General features: G+C 75.1%; 14 protein-coding genes. 10 read left to right on the top strand and 4 right to left on the bottom strand.

Going from position 1 to position 18216, the window contains the following annotated elements; genetic code table 11:
• Positions 1-13 precede the first annotated feature (13 nt).
• From BM242_RS26460 to BM242_RS26480, 5 genes are all read left to right on the top strand, one after another.
• Positions 14-6622: an AAA family ATPase gene (locus BM242_RS26460; protein ID WP_139238460.1), complete on the top strand. Its 6609-nt coding sequence runs from the start codon at positions 14-16 to the stop codon at positions 6620-6622.
• A gap of 171 nt (positions 6623-6793) precedes the next feature.
• The gene (locus BM242_RS30985; RefSeq protein ID WP_093841476.1) at positions 6794-7741 is read left to right on the top strand and encodes an NADP-dependent oxidoreductase; all 948 of its coding nucleotides are present in this window, start codon (positions 6794-6796) and stop codon (positions 7739-7741) included.
• Between the two features lie 343 nt (positions 7742-8084).
• Positions 8085-8750 carry an SAM-dependent methyltransferase gene (locus tag BM242_RS26470; protein ID WP_093841477.1) on the top strand — a complete coding sequence of 222 codons (666 nt, stop codon included), beginning with the start codon at positions 8085-8087 and terminating at the stop codon, positions 8748-8750.
• Between the two features lie 218 nt (positions 8751-8968).
• The gene (locus BM242_RS26475) at positions 8969-9625 is read left to right on the top strand and encodes a hypothetical protein (RefSeq protein ID WP_139238461.1); all 657 of its coding nucleotides are present in this window, start codon (positions 8969-8971) and stop codon (positions 9623-9625) included.
• Between the two features lie 210 nt (positions 9626-9835).
• Positions 9836-11347 (top strand): PepSY-associated TM helix domain-containing protein, encoded by a 1512-nt coding sequence (locus BM242_RS26480; protein ID WP_093841479.1) that lies wholly within the window; start codon positions 9836-9838, stop codon positions 11345-11347.
• Positions 11348-11446: 99 nt separating this feature from the next.
• Here BM242_RS26480 and BM242_RS26485 read toward each other — a convergent pair whose 3' ends face one another.
• The 4 genes from BM242_RS26485 to BM242_RS26500 all read right to left on the bottom strand — a co-directional run bounded on the left by BM242_RS26485 (position 11447) and on the right by BM242_RS26500 (position 14123).
• A complete protein-coding gene (locus BM242_RS26485; protein WP_093841526.1) occupies positions 11447-12073 on the bottom strand; it encodes a VOC family protein in 627 nt (208 codons plus the stop codon).
• Between the two features lie 5 nt (positions 12074-12078).
• Positions 12079-12546, bottom strand: coding sequence for a helix-turn-helix transcriptional regulator (locus BM242_RS26490; protein WP_093841480.1), 468 nt, complete (start codon positions 12544-12546; stop codon positions 12079-12081).
• Positions 12547-12602: 56 nt separating this feature from the next.
• Positions 12603-13013, bottom strand: a complete 411-nt coding sequence (locus tag BM242_RS26495; RefSeq protein WP_093841527.1) for a VOC family protein — start codon at positions 13011-13013, stop codon at positions 12603-12605.
• Positions 13014-13118: 105 nt separating this feature from the next.
• Positions 13119-14123 (bottom strand): saccharopine dehydrogenase family protein, encoded by a 1005-nt coding sequence (locus BM242_RS26500; protein WP_093841481.1) that lies wholly within the window; start codon positions 14121-14123, stop codon positions 13119-13121.
• An 85-nt stretch (positions 14124-14208) separates the two neighbouring features.
• On the opposite strand from BM242_RS26500, the gene BM242_RS26505 reads away from it, so the two are divergent.
• From BM242_RS26505 to BM242_RS26525, 5 genes are all read left to right on the top strand, one after another.
• Positions 14209-14835: a TetR/AcrR family transcriptional regulator gene (locus tag BM242_RS26505; RefSeq protein WP_093841528.1), complete on the top strand. Its 627-nt coding sequence runs from the start codon at positions 14209-14211 to the stop codon at positions 14833-14835.
• A gap of 346 nt (positions 14836-15181) precedes the next feature.
• Positions 15182-15385: a cold-shock protein gene (locus tag BM242_RS26510; protein ID WP_093841482.1), complete on the top strand. Its 204-nt coding sequence runs from the start codon at positions 15182-15184 to the stop codon at positions 15383-15385.
• 293 nt (positions 15386-15678) lie between these two features.
• The gene (locus BM242_RS26515; protein ID WP_093841483.1) at positions 15679-17103 is read left to right on the top strand and encodes a DEAD/DEAH box helicase; all 1425 of its coding nucleotides are present in this window, start codon (positions 15679-15681) and stop codon (positions 17101-17103) included.
• A 53-nt stretch (positions 17104-17156) separates the two neighbouring features.
• Positions 17157-17471, top strand: a complete 315-nt coding sequence (locus tag BM242_RS26520; RefSeq protein WP_093841484.1) for an SCO5918 family protein — start codon at positions 17157-17159, stop codon at positions 17469-17471.
• Positions 17472-17855: 384 nt separating this feature from the next.
• On the top strand, positions 17856-18200 hold the full coding sequence (locus BM242_RS26525; protein WP_093841485.1) for a MerR family transcriptional regulator: 345 nt from the start codon (positions 17856-17858) through the stop codon (positions 18198-18200).
• Positions 18201-18216 lie beyond the last annotated feature (16 nt).

Genomic DNA, 18216 nt, shown 5'->3' on the forward strand with positions numbered 1-18216 from the left:
GGGGGTGGTCGCCGTGTCCGGAGAGCCGCGGCGGCTGGGGGTGGTCTTTGTGCACGGCTTCAACTCGGGACCGGAGACCTGGGACACCCTCCGGGACCTCATCGCCGAGGACGACGGCCTGGCCTTTGCCGGCACCCTGGCGTTCGAGTACACCACCGGCCTGGTGCGGCTGCGGCCGGACCGGCGCATTCCCACCCTGAGCACGGTGGCGGACTCGCTCAAGACCTATCTGGAGGTCCGCACCCCGGGCTCTTTGCGGCTGATGCTGGTCGGCCACAGCATGGGCGGCCTGGTCATCCAGCGCTACCTGGTGCGGATGCTGAACGAGGGACGCGGCGCGGAACTGTCCCGGATACGGCGCGTGGTGCTGTTCGCCACGCCCAACACCGGCTCGGAGATCCTGCGCGGCATGCGGCAGCAACTGCTCGGCACCAACCCGCAGGAGCGGGAACTGCGGGTGCTGGACGAGACGGTGCGCGACACCCATGTGCGGGTCGTCCACGACATCGCCCGCGCCTCGCGGGTGACCGAGCGGACCTGCCCCATCCCCTTCTCGGTCTTCGCGGGCACCGACGACCAGGTGGTGCCCCGGGCCTCCGCCCAGGGCTACTTCCCGGACGTGGGCGCCCTGCCCGGGGACCACTTCAGCATCGTCAAGCCGCGGAAGGGCGACCGCGACCACGCCGCCTTCGCCACCCTGCGGTACCTGCTGGAGAAGACGGAGGACGGCGCCGACCCGCCCGCCGCCGAACGCGCTGCCGACGAGCGGCCGTTACCGGCCCCGGCGGCACCGGCGCCGGGTGCCGCCCCGGAGCGGCACCTCAAGGACGGCCTGTACCGCAGCCTCTGCGAGAACTATCTGCGGGTGGCGTTCCAGGAGTCCCGCTACATCGAACTCGGCGACCTCGGCATGGAACAGGACGCGGACGACCCCGGGGACGCCGGACGGGCCCGGCAGCTCGGACTCGACGAGATGTACATCTCGCTCCAGGCAGACCCGCGGTCCCTCTCCGACCGGCGCCGCGCCGAACGCCTGCGGCTGCTGGACGAGGCCGACCTGGCGGGCGACACGGCCCGGGCGCTCTCCGGCCGGGAGAACACCATCGAGGCCATCCTGGCCGGCGGCCCCCGCTCCGCCGCGGGCACCGCCACCCGGTCCGGCACCGATGCCGATACTGCTACTGACGCCGATACCGATACCGATACCGATGCCGATGCCGAGAGCGGCGTCCCGCTGGAGACCGCCTTCGAACGGCACCGGGTCCTGGTGGTGCTGGGCGATCCGGGCAGCGGCAAATCCGTGCTGTGCCTGTGGCTGGAGAACAGCCTGGCCCGCCGCTCCCGGTCCGTGCTGAGCGGCGCGGAATCCGGACCGCTGCGCGTCCCGATGCGGTTCCGGGCCGCCGACTACGCGCGGTACTACGCCCGCGACTTCGCCGAGGGCGAGCCGCCCGGCGGTCTCCCCGAATTCCTGGCCGCACACCTCCCCGACGGCATCCGCTACTCACGGCGGCTGATGCGGGACATGTTCGAGCGGGCCTTGGCCGACGGGGACGCGGTGCTGCTGATCGACGGCCTGGACGAGCTGACCGACTACCGCAAGGAAGTGACCGACGCGCTGGTCGCCCTGGTCCGCACCCAGGTGGCGGACCGCCCGGCGGACCATCCGGCCGGCCGCGCCCAGGCGGTGATCACCAGCCGGATCGCCGGATACGACGACGTCTATCTCACCGTCGAGGAAGCCGCGCACTACCTCATCCGCCCGATGTCCGAGGAGCAGATCGCCCGGTTCGCCGGCAACTTCTTCACCGCCATCGGCGATCCCGGGCACGCCCCGCCGTTTCTGGACCGGGTCGGGCGCAGCAACCCGACCGTCCGCCGGTTCGCCGCCAACCCGCTGCTGCTCACCTCCATGTGCTCCTACTGGCACCGCCATCACGAACTGCCGCCCGGCCGCTCCGAGCTCTACCGGCGGCTGGTGCTGGACACCGGCTACCGCTGGCGGCGCTTCACCGACGGCGCCGGGGAGTCCGCGATCGACCGGCTGCTCGGCGACGAGGAGGCGTTCCTCGGCATGCTGTCCCGGGTCGCGCGCCGCATCCACGACCGGCACGCGGACGGCCGGATCAGCGAGGAAGAACTCCTGGAGACCCTTGACGACGCCCTGTTCGGCCTGCGCCGGGTGACCGGCGACGACCCCCGCCCGGTCACCCTGGGACTGGTCGACCGCATCCGGCAGCGGGTCGGCATTCTCGCCGAATTCTCCTCCCGGGAGTTCGGCTTCATCCACCCCACCTTCCGCGAATACCTGGCCGGGCGGGACCTGCGGGTGCTCCCCCCGCCGGCCGGACCGGGCCCGGATCTGTTCGACCGCTTCCGGGAGCGGCTCGGCGACCCCCGCTGGCGGGAGCCGCTGCTCCTCGCCCTGGGCGAGTGCTCCTCGAAGTCCAGGACCGACCTGATCCGCCGGGCCCTGGACACCGGCCCGGAGGAGCGGGAGGTCTGGGCCGGCACGCTGCTGGCCGCCGCGGTGGACCAGCCCGCCGCCGCGGCGGGCCCGGTGGAACTGACAGCCCTGCTGGAACTCGCCGCCCGCACCCGGGAGGACCTCCGCGACGTCCCGGACGCCCTCGACGCCCTGGACCACCGGCTCGCCGCCCTCCGCCGCCATCTCGGCGCCGAGCGCTTCGACTTCCTCACGCTCAGCCTGTTCGCGGACTCCTCCCTGATCCCGCCGCTGGCCGCGCTCTACTGGCGGCGCCGCTGGCTCACCGCCCCGGTCCTGGAGCGGTTCGCCGAGGTGGCCCTGCACGACACGCCGGACTGGGGCCGGCCCGTGCAGCGGGCCCTGCGCCGCGCCGCCGCGGGCGAGCCGCGGCGCGAAGCCGAGGTGCGCGGCAAGCTGGACCGGCCCGAGAACGACGACCCGTTCGCGACGCGGCTGTACGAACTGGGCAGGGCCGCCTGGGAGCGGCAGCGGCAGCGGGCCGACGAATCCGTCGTCGAGGAACCCGCCCCCGGCACCCTGCCGCTGCGGGAACTCTTCACCGAACGCCCCGAGCTCTGGCAGGCATGCCTGGCCGACCCGGGCAGCGCCCGGGTGATCTGCGCCCTCTTCGGCGGGCTGGACCACCACGACGCGCTGCACTGGGCCGCCCAGTACGAGGACTTCGCCCGCATGCTCCAGTTGCCGGACATGCCGCGCCAGATGGAGGTCGAGCGGCGGGCCACCGAACTGGTGCCGGAGTTCGGCGCGGAGGACATCGTCTACAACATCGCCGTACTGCTGGACACCGTCGGCAAACGGGTCACCCGGGCCGGCCCCCGGGCCGCCGTCGAGGTCCGGTGGCTGAGCCGGCCCTCGGCCCCGGCCCTGCGCGGCGCCGTGCACCGCTGGGCGCTGCGCACCCCCGGCGAGCCGGCTCCGCTGCGCGAGGCACTGGCACGGATCGCCACCGCCGAGGAGGGCGACGCGGCCGAGCGGGCGGAGGCCGAGCTGGGTCTGCTGGTTCTCGACGGCCGCCCCATGACGCCCGGCCGGGCCTCCGTCACCGCCCTGGAGGGCGCGCTGGAAGCCACCGGCGACGCCATGATCCGGGGATCCCGGGCCTGGCTGACGACGGTGTGGGAGTCCCCGGACATCCCGGACGCCGAGCGCCCCGCCCTGTACCGCTTCCTGCTCACGGTGTGCTTCCTGGTGGCGGGGCGCCCGGTGTCGCTCGCGAAACCGGACACCCGGTTCGAGGAGCCGGTGCTGATCGCCGACCGCCTGGCCGGGCGGGCGCTGGCCCGGTCCTGGGGAGAGGACCCGCCGGCGGACAGCGGGCTGAACGGCATCTCCGCCCGCCAACTGCTGGCGGCCGTCGGCTGGCTCACCACCCTGCCCTATCCGGAGACGGGTGCCGGCGAAGGTGACGGTGCCGGGGCCGTCCTGTGGCACGAGGACATGCCGCGCGCCGCGGCGGCGGTGACCGGTGCGCCGGCCCGCGCGCTGCGCACCGTGTCGTCCTGGATGCACCGGCGGGCACCCGACCTGGAACCCGAGGTGACCGCCGCGCTGGTGGCCGCCGCGGAAGCCCGGTGGGAGGAGCCGCCGGAGGCCGGCGCCGGGGAACTGCCCGCGCTCATGGCGGAGCTGTACCCGCTGCTCACCGACGGCCGGGGAACCGTACCGGCCGGGCAACTGGCGGAACTGGAGCGGCTCGCCGCGCAGGCCCCGGCCGGCACCGCGACCGACGCCGCACTGCTGCTGCTGGCGCTGTCCGGGCAGGCCCGGGACGAGGAAACGGAAACAGCAGCGGCAGCGGTCGCGGAAGCGAAGGGGGACCAGGACCAGGAGCAGGGCCAGGGCCAGGAACCGGGCGGGCAGCAGGACGGCGGCCGGCGCCGCCGGCAGCTCGCCGCCCTGGACCTGCTGGCCGCCGAACCGGACCAGGCGCTGCGGGCCGAACTTCTGTACCGGTGCCGCGGCCATCTGACCGAGGACCAGCGGGTGCGGGAGCGGTTTCTCCAGGCGGTGGCCACGCTGGACAGTCCGGTGCTGCGGGCGGACGCGGCCGGCGACCTCGCCGGCTGCGCCGCGGCTCTCCTCGACCGCCTCGACCGCCTCGACCGAAACGACGCCGACGACGCCGACGACGCCGACGGCGGTACGGCTCCAGCCCCCGTACCCGCCCCCGTACCCGCCCGCGGCGCCGGCATCGGCCCCGCGGACCGGATCGCGCTGCGCACGGTCTCGGCGATCCTCCAGGAACTGCTCCGGCTCCACCGCGGCGTGCCGGGTGACGGGGAGCGGGAGTTCTCCCCCGCCGTCCTGGCGGACGTCCCCGCGGTGCCGGAGGCCCTGGCGGACGCGGCCCGGCTGACCCACGGCTGGCACCTGCCGCTGGACCGCGGCCTGCTGGAGCGGCTCATCCGCCGGCCGACGGCCCGCCCCGAGGACGCGGCGGCGGTCGCGCACTGGCTGTCGCTGGTGTCCGGGGTCGAGGACGAGGTGGTGCCGGAACTCACCGCCTGGGCGGAGCGGGCTCCGGCGGACGCACCCTGGGCCGTGGCCGTCCGCAATCTGCTGGTGCTGCACCGCGCGTCCCGGGAGCCCCGCGCCCCCGGCGTGTTCCGGGAACTCGTCGAGCTGGTGTGCACCGCGGACGCGGGCGCCTCCGCCCGCGCGCGGCTGGAGCTGCTGGGTCCCAGGCAGGACGCCGACCGGGACGTCCGGCACCACCGGCTCTCCGAGGCCGGCGTGGACCGGTGGTGGGCCCTGGGCCGGGCGGTCGTGGCCGAGACCGACCCCGCGCGGCGTTCGCTGTACCAGGCCGCGGTGTGGGAGTGGGACATCGACGACGCGGATGCGGTGCGGGAGGCGGCCGGGCGGGCCGGACGTGAAGCGGACGGCCGCCGGGTGTGGCTGTCCCTGCTCGCCCCGGCGACGATCTGGCGGCCCGGGGCCCAGCAGGCCCTGGCGGAATGGCTGGACGCCGGCGCCGGCGCCGGGACGGCCCCGGAGGCGGACCCGGAAGCGGCCCGGACCGTCCTGGACCTGCTCGCCTCCCTGCTCACCTGCGGCAACGGCCTGGAGGTCGGCGAGAGCCTGGTGCGTGCCGTGACCGGCGCCTGTGTGCGCGCCGGGGTGACGGCCCGGTTCGTCCCCGACCTGCCGGAGGGGAGATTCCGCCTCGCCGTCGCCGGCCCGGTGGCCGAGGCCTGCGTGGCCGCGTCGGCCCGGACGCCGGACGCCGGAGCCCCGGAACCGGCCACCGACGACGACATCGCCGCGGCGCGCCGGCTCCTCCGGGACCGCACCCGCCGGCTCGTCGAACCGGGCGGCGGCCCGCCGGGCCGGGAGGAACTCACCGGCTACGGCCGGCTGCTGTGGAAGCCCGGCCCTTCCCGGCCCGAGGACGTGACCACCTACATCCCCCGGGAACTGGGCGGCGAGCGGGCCGTGCTGCTGCTGGGCTGGCTGCGCCAACTCCTGGCGGAGGACGCCCACACGCGTGCCAGGGCCCTGGACTTCGCCGTGCTGGAGGCGCTGCTGAACATCCTTGTGGTGCTGAGTGCCCGCGAGCCGGCGGCCTACCGGCTCGCGGCCCGGCCCGAGGAGGCGCAGCCGCTGCTCAGCCAGGTGGTGCGGGACTCCGGAGGGCTCGCCGGGCAGGCGGCCCTCATCCTGCTGGGCCGGCTCCGCTTCGTCGACCAGACTCCGGCGCAGGGCCCGGATCTGGTGGAGGTGCTGGACCGGGCGCTGCGCGGGGAGGCACCGACCTGGGCCGCGGCGTACGACTTCGTCCGCACGATTCGCCATGTGCGCGGGCCGTCGCTGGCCGCGGCGGTACGGGAACGGATCCGCGACTCGCCGAACGAGGCGGTGGCGCAGGGCTTCGCCGGGCTGGCCGCCGCCTACGCCAGATCACCGGGGTGCGGTGCGGCGGAGCGCCTGGAGATCCGGCTGCTGCTGCGGGCGGAATCCGCCCCGGCCGGGGCGGGGCGGTTCCCGCTGTATCTGGTGGGAGCGGGGAGCCGGGACGATCCGTTCAGCCTGGTCCTCGGCCCCGACCGGCGGTCCGAGTTCCGCCGCCTGCTGCGCGACACCGGTTCCCCGGAGCCCCGGCCGGACATGTGACCCGGCGCCGGCCGCGGCTCACCGGTTCGGGCGCGGCCGTGGTGCGGTGCGGCGGCCGGGAGGGTGACATGGTGGGGACGGCACCGCCGCTGCCCCCGGTCTGCGTGGCCGGGCGGCCCGGGTGGCCCGGGTGGCCCGCGCCGTCCTCCCGGACGCCCTAGGAGCACCGTCATGCGCGCACTCAACGTCCCCGCCGCCGGGCGGCAGCCGGAGGTCTCGGACCTGCCGGTGCCGGTCCCGGGGCCCGGGGAGGTCCTGCTCCGGGTGCGGGCCGCCGGCCTGAACGCCCTGGACACCGCCCTGGCGAGCGGCGCCATGGCCGAGCGGATGGAGCACCGCTATCCGCTGGTGATCGGCCGGGACGCGGCGGGCGTGGTGGAGCGGGCCGGCGAGGGTGCCCGCCGGTTCGCCCCGGGCGACGAGGTTTTCGGCAATATCGCGCTGGTCCCGCCCGTCCAGGCCGGCACCGTGGCCGGGTACGCGGTGCTGCCCGCCGCCCGGCTGGTGTCCAAGCCGGCCGCGCTGGACTTCGCCGCCGCGGCGGCACTGCCGCTGGCCGGTGCCGCCGCCGCGGGCTGCGTCGACGCCGTCGCCGCCGAGGCGGGCCAGTCCGCGCTGGTGGTCGGCGCCACCGGCGGCGTCGGCTCGTACGCCGTGCAGCTGCTCGCCGCCCGCCGGATCTCCGTCGTCGCCACCGGCACCCCCGCCGACACCGACCGCCTGATGGCGCTGGGCGCCGCCAGGGTCGTGGACCACACCACCGGCGATCTGGTCGAGCAGGTCCGCGACGAGTACCCCGGCGGGGTGGACGCGATGATCGACCTGGTTTCCCGCACTCCCGACGCGGTGCCGCTGGAACTCGTCCGCAAGGGCGGCCGGATCGCCTCCACCCTCGGCGCCGCCGATGACCAGACCCTGGCCGCGGCCGGCCTGGCCGGCCGCAATGTGCGGGCGGACCCGGAACGGGACGTCATCGCCCCGCTCGCCCAGGACGCCGCGGCCGGCGCCCTCACCGTCGACATCGGCACCGTTCTCCCCCTGGACCGCGCCGCCGAGGGCCTGGCCACCCTCGCCGCCGGCCACGCCCGCGGCAAGATCGTCATCTCCCCCATCCCCTGACCACCCACCGGCCCTTCCCTCACACCGGCCTGGGCAACGCAGAGGCATCCCGGACCATCACCCGTTCGGGGCGTGCGCTCGCGCCGTCCACCGTGCTCCGCCCCGGTTGCGCGTCAAGGGGCACGGCGGCGGGTGAGCGGGCGGACGGCTGACCGTATTCGGGGCGCGGCCGGGCCTCTGGCAGCGCCTCTGACGGACCGCCCGGCCGCCCGGCCGCCCCGCCGGTCCGCCCGGTTCCGGCATGTGCCCGGGGCCGGGTGGCCGGGGGCCGCCGCGGCGCGGGTTTTTGCCGTAACGGCAAGAACGTTCGTCGTTTCCGCAGCCGCCGCCCCACTCTGGCGTCATGAGCACCCACAGCCATACCCCCAGCCCTGCCGACAGCGACGACCACGGCGATGCCCAGGACTTCTGGGAGAACCACTACGCCGCCCGCGAGCAGATCTGGTCCGGCCGGGTCAATGCCCCGCTGGCCGGATTCGCCGCCGCGCTGCCGCCCGGCCGCGCACTGGACCTCGGCTGCGGCGAGGGCGGCGATGCCGCCCACCTCGCCGGGCTCGGCTGGCAGGTCACCGCCGTGGACATCTCCTCCCTCGCCCTGGCACGCACCCGCGCCCGGGTCGAGGCGGCGGGGGTGGCGGACCGGGTCACCACCGAGCGGCACGATCTGTCCCGCAGCTTCCCGGCGGGCAGCTTCGGCCTGATCAGCGCCCAGTATCTGCAAGCGCCGTTCGAGTTCTCCCGGCCGGCGATCTTCCGCCGTGCCGCCGCGGCGCTGACCGTGGGCGGCGTGCTGTTCATCGTCGACCACGGAGCGCCGCCGCCCTGGGCCAAGGACCACCACGCCCACCACCACTTTCCCGGCCCGCGGGAGGTGTACGACGGCATCGGCCTGGACCCGGCCGGATACCGCGCCGAACGCCTGGCCAGCCCGGAACGCGAGGCCACCGGCCCGGACGGGGTGACCGGCACCCTCGTCGACAATGTGATCGCCATCCGCCGCCTCGCCTGAGCGCGTGTGGCCGGGCGCCGGGGAGCGCGCGCCGCGCCCGGACCGGGTTCCGCGGCGGTGCGGCGGGTTCCGGTGGTGCCCGGAGCCTTGACGGGCGCGGTGCTGCGCTCCCATGGTGTGTGGGAGCGCTCCCGTCATGCGCATGCCATGTCACGCCATGTCGTGCCATGGCTTTCCCGCCGCCCCCGGCCCCCGCCGCCCTACCGTCCGAGGAACCGATGACACCGCCGCCGTCCGCCCGTCACCGCGGGGCCCCGCCCCGGCGGTGTGCGGGTGCGGTGGTGCGGGTGGTGCTGGGCGCGGAACTCGGGCTGGCGTCCGCGCTGGCCGCTCATCTCGCGGCCGGCGGGCGGCCGCCCGCCCCGGACCGGCTGGCGGCCCTGGCCCTGCTGCTGGCGCTGCTGGCGCCCGCGGCCCGGCCGGCCGTCCGGCGGCACCTGCGGCCCCCGTTGACGCTGCTTGCGGCGGGCGCCGGGCAGTGCGTGCTGCATCTGCTGCTCTGCGTGCTGCACTCCGGCCCGGCCGCCGGCGGGGCACCGGCCCTCGCCCGGCCGCATCCCTGGCATGCCGAGGCGGCGGCCGTCCACGGCCCCGCGCCGGAGATGGCGATGGCCCACGGGCTGGCCTGGCTGGCCGGGGCCGGCGCTGCGGCGCACGGGGAGAGGCTGCTGCGCCGCACGGCGGCGCTGATGCTCCGTCGGCCGGCCCGCCCGGCCCGCCCGGCCCGCCCGGCCCGCCCGCTCCGGCCGCGGCCCCCGGCGCCGGCACCGTCCGGGCCGGGCGGTCCGCCGCCGCCGGTGCGGCAGCCGCCGAAGCTGCGGCTGCTCGCCAGGTCGGTGTCCCGGCGCGGACCGCCGCGGCCGGCCCCGGCCTGATCGACTTCGCCCGACGGCCGCTCCATGGGCCGCCGGGGTCCCGCCGTTCCTGTCAGGCCCGTGCCGCGGCGCCGCTCGGCCGCGGAGTGACACCCGCCCCACCGCGGGCGGTTCCCAGCCGTTGCCATCAGTGTTCGTGTGCCGGACGCCCCGGCCTCCCCACCCCCGTCCCGGCCGGGCGCGCGGGCCACGAACGGACAGGAGCTTGACATGTCCATAACCTCAGATGTGCCCAAGGCCGCCGGGCCGGGCGCGGAGCCGGAGCCGGGTTCCCGGCCCGGGACCGCCGGCGCCCGGTCCGGCGGACTGGCGCTGCTGCGCCGTCTGCACTTCTACGCGGGCGTCCTGGTGGCGCCGTTCCTGGCGCTGCTGGCCCTGACCGGCCTGGCCTACGCCTTCGCCCCCCAGCTCGAACAGGCCGTCTACGGCGACGAGCTGACGGTGGACCGGATCACCGGCGGCCCCGTGCCCCTCGGCGAGCAGATCGACGCCGCCCTCGCCGCCCACCCGGAGGGCACCCTGTCCTCCGTCGTCGTGCCCGCGGACCCGGAGGCCACCACCCGCGTGGTGCTGTCCGTCCCCGAACTCGGCGACCAGCAGCGCACCGTCTATGTCGACCCCTACACCGGCGCGGTGCGCGGCGCCCTGGAGACCAACTTCGGCAGTCCGCCGCTGACCACCTGGCTGAGCGAGCTGCACGGCTCCCTGCACCTGGGCGACCTCGGGCGGCTGTACTCGGAGCTGGCCGCGAGCTGGCTGTGGGTACTGGCCCTGGCCGGGCTGGTGCTGTGGCTGCGGCGGGCCAGGGGGCAGCGCGCCCGGGGTGCGCGCGGGGTGCTGCTGCCGCAGCTCTCCGCCCGCGGGGTACGCCGCTCCCGCACCCTGCACGCCTCCGCGGGCGTCTGGCTGGCGCTGGGTCTGCTGGTGCTGAGCGCCACCGGCCTGACCTGGTCGAACTATGCGGGCGGCCGGTTCGACGCGCTCCAGGGCTCGTTCAACTCCCATGCACCCGAGGTGGCCACCGCCCTGCCCGCCGCCTCCGGCGAGGAGGGCACCGCCGGCGGTGGCGACGGTGCCGGTGACGGCGGCGCCGGTCACCACCACGAAGGCGGGCAGCCGGAGGACGGCACCGCCGCCGCCACCGCCGCCGGGCAGGCCGACCGCGTACTGGCCGCGGCCCGCGGGGCCGGTCTGGACGGCCCGGTGAAGCTGACCCCGCCGCCGGACCACGCCCATGGCTGGACCGTCGCCCAGGACGACAAGGTCTGGCCGGTACGGCTGGACACCGTGGCCGTCGACCCCGGCACCGGCGAGGTGCTGGACCGGCTGGCCTTCGCCGACCACCCGCTGCTGGCCAAGCTCAGCACGCTCGGCATCCAGGCCCACATGGGCCGTCTCTTCGGCCTGGCCAACCAGCTCGTGCTGGCCGCCATCGCGCTCGGCGTCCTGTGGCTGGTGGGCTACGGCTACCGCATGTGGTGGCAGCGCCGCCCGCTGCGGGACGCGGCCTGGCCCGCCCTGGGCCGGCCCCCCGCCCGGGGCACCTGGCGCGGCCTGGCCCGGCCGGTGCTGCTGCTCGGCATCCCGGCGGTGGTGTTCATCGGCTGGGCGCTGCCCGTGCTGGGCGTCAGCCTGCTGGCCTTCCTCGCCGTGGACGCCGTGACCGGCACGGTCCGCAGCCGCCAAAGCCGCCGCACCGGACGGCCCGCCGGGGTCTCCTGACACCGCGCCCCGGCCCGCCCGGCCGCCCCTGCCACGGCCGCCCCTGCCACGGCCGCCCCCGCCCCGGGCGGCCGGGCCACGGGCGGCCGGGCGGGCCCCTCAGCGGGCGGACGCCGGCGCGGTGGCCTCCCAGGCGAAGCCGTCCGGGTCGGTGAAGGTCCCGGCATCGCCGCCGATCACGATCCGGTGCGAGCCGGACCCCTCGGGAGCGACCCCGGCGAGCTTGGCCAGCGCCCGGCGCCGGTACAGCGCCAGGGTGAGGGGGCCCGTCCCGGGGGCGAACTCGGCATACACGCGGGCGAAGCTCTTGGCCACGGAAAGCCCCCGGCCGGTGTAGAACCGCTTGCTCGCGGCCACGTCCGAAACGCCCAGCAGCAGCACGATGCTGTCGAACTCCCTGGTGGCGGGACCGGTGTTCTTCTTGGACGTGGACGCGAGCTGCCAGATGGTCCCGTCCGGGGCCCGCACCACACCGCCGTAGCCCCAGAGCGACTTGGCGGCGGGCTTCAGCACCGCGGCGCCGGCCTCCAGGGCGGAGGCCATGAAGCTGTCGACGGTGGCCGGCTGGGCCACCGACAGCGTCAGGGTGAATCCCCGGAAGCCGGTGCTGGGGGCCTCCGAGGCCCGCAGCCGGATCTGCGTGTCCAGCCCGAAGGCGGCGGTGCAGAAGCGCCGAGCGGCCGCGGGGTCGGCCACCTCAAGGGTGACGGATTCGATCGATGTCATGGTCATCACGCTAGTTCCGCCACGGTGACCAGGGCTTCTTGATTCCTGACCGGTCGGGTGACCTGCTTGGCCAGACACTGCGGCAGCCCCGCGGCGCCTCCGGCCGGCGTGCGGTTCCGGTAGGCGCTGGGCGGCATGCCGTACAGCTCGCCGAAGCGGGTGCTGAAGGTGCCGAGCGAGGAGCAGCCGACCGCGAAGCAGACCTCGGTGACGCTGAGGTCGCCGCGCCGCAGCAGGGCCGCCGCCCGCTCGATCCGGCGGGTCATCAGGTACGCGTACGGGGACTCGCCGTAGGCCAGCCGGAACTGGCGGCTGAGGTGCCCGGCGGACATGTTCGCGCCGCGGGCGAGCGCCTCGACGTTCAGCGGCTGCGCGTACTCCCGGTCGATCCGGTCACGGACCCGGCGCAGCCGCGCCAGCTCCCCGAGGCGGTGCGCCGCGGCGCGGGCCCGCCCCCACGCGGGGTGACACATACGGGTGCTCCCTCACTGCCGTCGCTCTGCCGTCGGCCGCCACCGTCACCGGCGGCTCAGCCGATCTCCTGGATGCGGATCAGATTGCCCGCGGGGTCGCGGAAGGCGCAGTCCCGGATGCCGTAGGGCTGCTCGGTCGGCTCCTGCACCACCTCGGCGTCCTTGGCCTGCACCTGCTCGAAGGTGGTGTCCAGGTCCCGGGTGGCCAGCAGGATCCATCCGTAGGTGCCCTTGGCCATCATCTCGGCGATGACGCGCCGCTCCTCCTCGGTGATGCCGGGGTCGGTGGCCGGCGGCGCCAGCAGGATGGAGGTGTCGGGCCGGCCGGGGGGACCGACCGTGATCCAGCGCATCGTGCCCTGACCGACGTCGTTGCGGACCTCGAAGCCGAGCACGTCGCGGTAGAAGGCCAGGGAGGCTTCCGGGTCGTCGTGCGGCAGAAAGCTGGTGTGAATGGTGATGTCCATGACGATCATGCTAGGCACGGCCCTTCGGCCCGCGCTTCTCGAATCCTGACCGATCCATCCGCCGCGGACCTCCCCCGCCCCGATCCGCCACCCGCCGGGACCCGCTCACGCCCGGTCCCGCGCCCGGTCCTCGGGCAAGGTGTGCAGGGTGACTCCTTCCGGGGCCAGGCACTCGGGCAGATCGGCCAGCACCGGCACTTGCTCGATGTGATGGACCCCGGCGGGCAGCCGGCCGTCCAGCGCCCGGCGGGCGGTGTGGGCCGCGACCAGGCCGCTGATCCGGCTCTGGGTGCGGCCGGTGAGGGCGAAGGCGGCGTGCCGGTCCCCGCGCCAGGCGTCGGCGCGGACGGCGAACGGGTCACCGCCGAGGTGCGTGTGCCGCAGCGCGGCTGCCAGCGCCCGCCGCAGCCCGGGGCGGCGGGTGGCCGGCCGCAGGGCGAACAGCACGCGGGTGAGGGCGCGGGAGTCCAGGCACAGCCGGGTGGTGACCTCCGGCACGCCGAGCGTCTCCGGCAGGGTGTGCTGGTCGGAGAAGGGGAACGGGTGCGCCCTCCGCCGGCCGTGGCCCGGCAGTGCGACACGGCGCGGGCGGGCGGCGCCGGGCGGGGTGGCCAGCGCCTCGACGGTCCAGCGCACCGCGTCGGCGCCGTGCCGCTCGCCCGCGCCCAGCAGAACCGTCAGCTCCAGGCGTTCGGCGCCGCCGACGACGTCGTGTGCCCGTCGGGCGAGGAGGTTTGTCAGGCCCGGGGCGATCCCGACGCTGAGCACGGCCGTGGCGCCGGCGGCTGCGGCCGCGCCGTCCAGCCGGGACACCTCCGCCAGCAGGGCGGGCTGGGCGTTCACGTCGACCAGATGGATACCCCGTTCCAGGCAGGCTCTGGCCGGCCCGGCGTCCGGCGGCTGGACGCACAGGACGACGGCCGCGATGTCGTCCAGGCCGTCCAGCGTGCGCCGGAAGCCGTCGGGGTCGGTGACGTCCATCCGGACGCCGCGGCTGCGGCCCGCGGTGAGCACCCGGCGGGGAAACCAGCGGTCAAGGGCGGCGGTCACCACCGAGCCGACGGCCCCGTGACCGCCGACGACGAGGACCCGCCCATTCGTTGTAGTCACGCTCCAACGAAATATCACTGTAGTCTCACTACGGTCAACTCGGCCGAAGGCGGGCCGGGGGAGCCGACCGGGGAAGGTGACCGCCGTGACCACTCGTCCGTCCCGGGCCGAGAAGACCCGCCGGACACGACAGCGGATGCTGGACGCCGCGGGCCGGCTCTTCCCCGAGCGCGGCTGGACCGGCACCACCGTGGAGGACATCGCCCGGAACGCCGGGGTGAGCGTGCAGACCGTCTACTTCACCTTCGGCACCAAGCGGGCGGTGCTGGCCGAGCTGCTCGACACCGTGATCGCCGGCGACGCCGACCCGGTGGCCACGCTGGACCGCCCGTGGGCCCGGGCGGTCCTGGCCGAACCCGACCCGGCGGCCCAGCTCGCCCGCCAGGCCGCCGGCGCCCGCGTCGTCCTGGAGCGTGCCGCCCCCGTGCTGGAGGTCGTCCGGGGCGCCGCCGTCGCCGATGCGGAGATGGCCGAACTGTGGCGGACCAATCAGCGGCAGCGGCACACGGTCCAGCTCCGCTTCGCCGAAGCCCTGGTCCGGAAGACCGGCGGCGGACTTCGCGACAGCCATGACGCGGCCTCCGCCGCCGACATCGCCCTGGCGCTGCTCGGCCCCGAGACCTACGGCCTGCTGGTCGCCACCCGGGGCTGGCCCCCCGCCCGCTGGCAGCGGTGGGCCGCCGACGGCCTCACCCGTCAACTTCTCCCGTAGCCGACTCGGGGCGGCGGCCCCGGGGCCGGCACCGCGCCGCCGCCTGGAACTGCCCCGACGGCGAACACATATCTGTCGCCGGGAAGTCAGAAATCTCCATAATGCGCGGCCAGGATTGTTCGCGGGGCCGGACCGGGCGGGATTCCGCACCCGGCGGTGCCCCTCCCGCCGTGCTACCGTCGGTGGCAGTTGCAGTTCTGGTTCCCGAAAACTCCGCGGCCCCGAAGGCTGTTTCCAGCCGTGGGAGTGTCCTGACTGGCCGGTTATTTTCCGGAGGGTGATCATAGCGGCGACGTCGAGTCCGCACGGTGCGGGCTCCGGGCACTGCCCCCGAAGGAGAATTGACATGGCATCTGGCACCGTGAAGTGGTTCAACGCGGAAAAGGGTTTCGGCTTCATCGAGCAGGACGGCGGCGGCGCCGACGTCTTCGCCCACTACTCGAACATCGCCGCCCAGGGCTTCCGTGAGCTGCACGAAGGCCAGAAGGTGAACTTCGACATCGCGCAGGGCCAGAAGGGCCCGACGGCCGAGAACATCGTTCTCGCCTGATCCGGCGCCGCATGTGGGCTGGGGCCCGCACCCACGGGTGCGAGCCCCGGCCCATGGCATATCGGCGGACGTCCGGTCCCGCTCCGGGACACATATCCCGTATGAGCCCGACCCCGCCCGGTGCCCCCGGCGGCCCCGCCCGTTCCGGCCGGCGGTAATTTTCCGTCCCGCCCGGCCGCATTCCCCCTTGGTTCTGTTCTTCTCTTCATACTCCGGTTCGTTCTCGCGATTCCCCGTGCTGCTCACCTTCCACGGTGATTCCTTGACACGTGCCCCATCGCGGAAGGTTCCGTATGAACCGCACACGCACTCCCGCCCGCTCCCGCACCCGTCCCGGCAGCCGCTCCGGCGGCCATGCCCGCCGGGCGGCGGGGGCCGGGGAGTTCGCCCTGCCCGTCACCCGGGCCCCGGCGCTGCCCGCCGTCGAGACCTTCGCCGAGCTCGACATGCCCGGCCGGCTGCTGGCCGAACTCCGTGCCCAGGGGGTGAGCGCCCCGTTCCCGATCCAGGCCGCCACCCTGCCCAACTCCCTGGCCGGCCGTGATGTCCTCGGCCGCGGCCGTACCGGCTCCGGCAAGACCCTGGCGTTCGGGCTGGCTGTGCTGGCCCGCTGCGCGGGGCAGCGCGCCGAGCCCCGGCGGCCCCGGGCCCTGGTCCTGGTCCCCACCCGCGAGCTGGCCCAGCAGGTCACCGACGCGCTCGCCCCGTACGCCCGCGCGGTCGGACTGCGGACGGCCACGGTGGTCGGCGGGATGCCGATCGGCCGCCAGGCCGCCGCGCTGCGCGGCGGAGCCGAGGTCGTGGTCGCCACCCCCGGACGGCTCAAGGACCTCATCGAACGGGGTGACTGCCTGCTCGACCAGGTCGCCGTCACCGTTCTGGACGAGGCGGACCAGATGACCGACATGGGCTTCCTGCCCCAGGTCACCGCCCTGCTCGACCAGGTCGTCCCCGGCGGGCAGCGGATGCTCTTCTCCGCCACCCTGGACCGCAATGTGGACCTGCTGGTCCGTCGCTACCTGGCCGATCCGGTGGTGCACACGGTGGACCCCACCGCCGGTGTGGTGACGACCATGGAGCACCACGTGCTGCATGTGCTCAGCGCCGACAAGCAGGCCACCACGACGCAGATCGCCGCCCGCGAGGGCCGGGTGATCATGTTTCTGGACACCAAGCACGCGGTGGACCGGCTGACCCGGAACCTGCTCAGAAGCGGAGTGCGGGCCGGCGCGCTGCACGGCGGCAAGTCGCAGCCGCAGCGCACCCGGACGCTGGCCCTGTTCAAGAACGGGCAGGTCACCGTTCTCGTCGCCACCAATGTCGCCGCCCGCGGCATCCATATCGACCACCTCGATCTGGTGGTCAATGTCGACCCGCCGACGGACCACAAGGACTATCTGCACCGGGGCGGCCGTACGGCCCGGGCGGGGGAGTCGGGCAGTGTCGTCACCCTGGTCACCCCCGACCAGCGCCGCGGCATAACCCGCCTCATGGCGGACGCCGGCATCGTTCCGCGGATCACCCGGGTGCGGCCCGGAGAGGCCGAGCTGAGCCGCATCACCGGCGCGCGAGACCCTTCCGGCGTGCCGGTGGTCCTCACCGCACCGGCGGCCGAGCGGCCCCGGCGCAACCCCGCCTCCCGTTCCCGGCGTGGCCGCCCCTCGCAGCCGGCCCGCCGCACCGCCCGGCGGCCGGCCGCCTTCAACGAGGCCGCCTAGCACCCCCGTCGTCCCGGCACCGGTCCCTTTCCCCCTCCCCTCAGTGAGGTCTCATGCGCTGCATCATCGCCCGCTATCCGTTCGACTTGACCAGGAGAGATGTGCTGGAAGCGATGAAGGGCGTCAAGCCCGAGCCGATCACGGGTGTGTCCGTGACCATCGGCCGTCGCCAGTACCCCGTCAAACAAGCGGGCGAGGTCATCACCCGGCAGGACCGGCGCGACTTCAGCGCCGGCGAAGTGATCCGGGCCATGACGGCCCTCGGCTTCGTCTGCCGGACCCCCGGTCCGGCCCCGGCCCTCGCCGACGATGCCTCCACCCCGCTCCAGCAGGCCTCCGCGCTGCTCGGCGGCTCTGAGCCCGCCTGACCGAGCAGACCCGTCCGCCACCCACCGGACGTCCGCGCCCGCCCCGCCGTCCTGTACGGCGGTGGCGGGCGCTTCTGTGCTGTCGGCCTGCTCCGTCCGGGGGACGGACGGCGCGGCCCGGGGGCCTCGTCGGGACATCACTCTTCCCGGCGTGGCTGTGTCAGAACTCCGAGCAGGCGGCGTAGAGAAAATCTGTCGTGGCGACAGTAGACATTGGCGAGTCTCGGGGTTACTGTTTCTTTTGTACTCAGAAGGTCCCGTGGGCACGGCAGAGACGAACTGCCGTGCGAGCAGGTCAAGCGGTACAACACGTAGTGGAAGGCTCGGGGCCCGGGTGCCATACGGCACCCGGGCCCCCCGACGCGTCCCTGGAAGAAGAGGTCTATGCCCCCTCGCAGTACCCGCGCCACCGACAATCTCGACGACGACGACTACCCCGCCTACACCATGGGCCGGGCCGCCGAGATGCTCGATACCACCCCCGCCTTTCTCCGTTCCCTCGGCGAACACCGCCTGATCACCCCCCTGCGCTCCGAGGGCGGTCACCGCCGCTACTCCCGCTACCAGTTGCGCATCGCCGCCCGCGCCCGCGAACTCGTCGACCGGGGCACCCCCATCGAGGCCGCCTGCCGGATCATCGTCCTCGAAGACCAGCTCGAAGAAGCCCGGCGCATCAACGAGCAACTGCGCGCCCAGGGCCCCGAACCGCACCCCAGGACCTCGGCCTGACGGCGCCCCCGGCCGG

Source organism: Streptomyces aidingensis, assembly GCF_900112355.1.
Taxonomy (GTDB): Bacteria; Actinomycetota; Actinomycetes; order Streptomycetales; family Streptomycetaceae; genus Streptomyces; species Streptomyces aidingensis.

Coding starts and splice junctions, on each gene's coding strand:
- BM242_RS30985 (WP_093841476.1), top strand. CDS start 6,794: ATGCGCGCACTCAACGTCCCCGCCGCCGGGCGGCAGCCGGAGGTCTCG.
- BM242_RS26470 (WP_093841477.1), top strand. CDS start 8,085: ATGAGCACCCACAGCCATACCCCCAGCCCTGCCGACAGCGACGACCAC.
- BM242_RS26475 (WP_139238461.1), top strand. CDS start 8,969: ATGACACCGCCGCCGTCCGCCCGTCACCGCGGGGCCCCGCCCCGGCGG.
- BM242_RS26480 (WP_093841479.1), top strand. CDS start 9,836: ATGTCCATAACCTCAGATGTGCCCAAGGCCGCCGGGCCGGGCGCGGAG.
- BM242_RS26485 (WP_093841526.1), bottom strand. CDS start 12,073: ATGACATCGATCGAATCCGTCACCCTTGAGGTGGCCGACCCCGCGGCC.
- BM242_RS26490 (WP_093841480.1), bottom strand. CDS start 12,546: ATGTGTCACCCCGCGTGGGGGCGGGCCCGCGCCGCGGCGCACCGCCTC.
- BM242_RS26495 (WP_093841527.1), bottom strand. CDS start 13,013: ATGGACATCACCATTCACACCAGCTTTCTGCCGCACGACGACCCGGAA.
- BM242_RS26510 (WP_093841482.1), top strand. CDS start 15,182: ATGGCATCTGGCACCGTGAAGTGGTTCAACGCGGAAAAGGGTTTCGGC.
- BM242_RS26515 (WP_093841483.1), top strand. CDS start 15,679: ATGAACCGCACACGCACTCCCGCCCGCTCCCGCACCCGTCCCGGCAGC.
- BM242_RS26520 (WP_093841484.1), top strand. CDS start 17,157: ATGCGCTGCATCATCGCCCGCTATCCGTTCGACTTGACCAGGAGAGAT.
- BM242_RS26525 (WP_093841485.1), top strand. CDS start 17,856: ATGCCCCCTCGCAGTACCCGCGCCACCGACAATCTCGACGACGACGAC.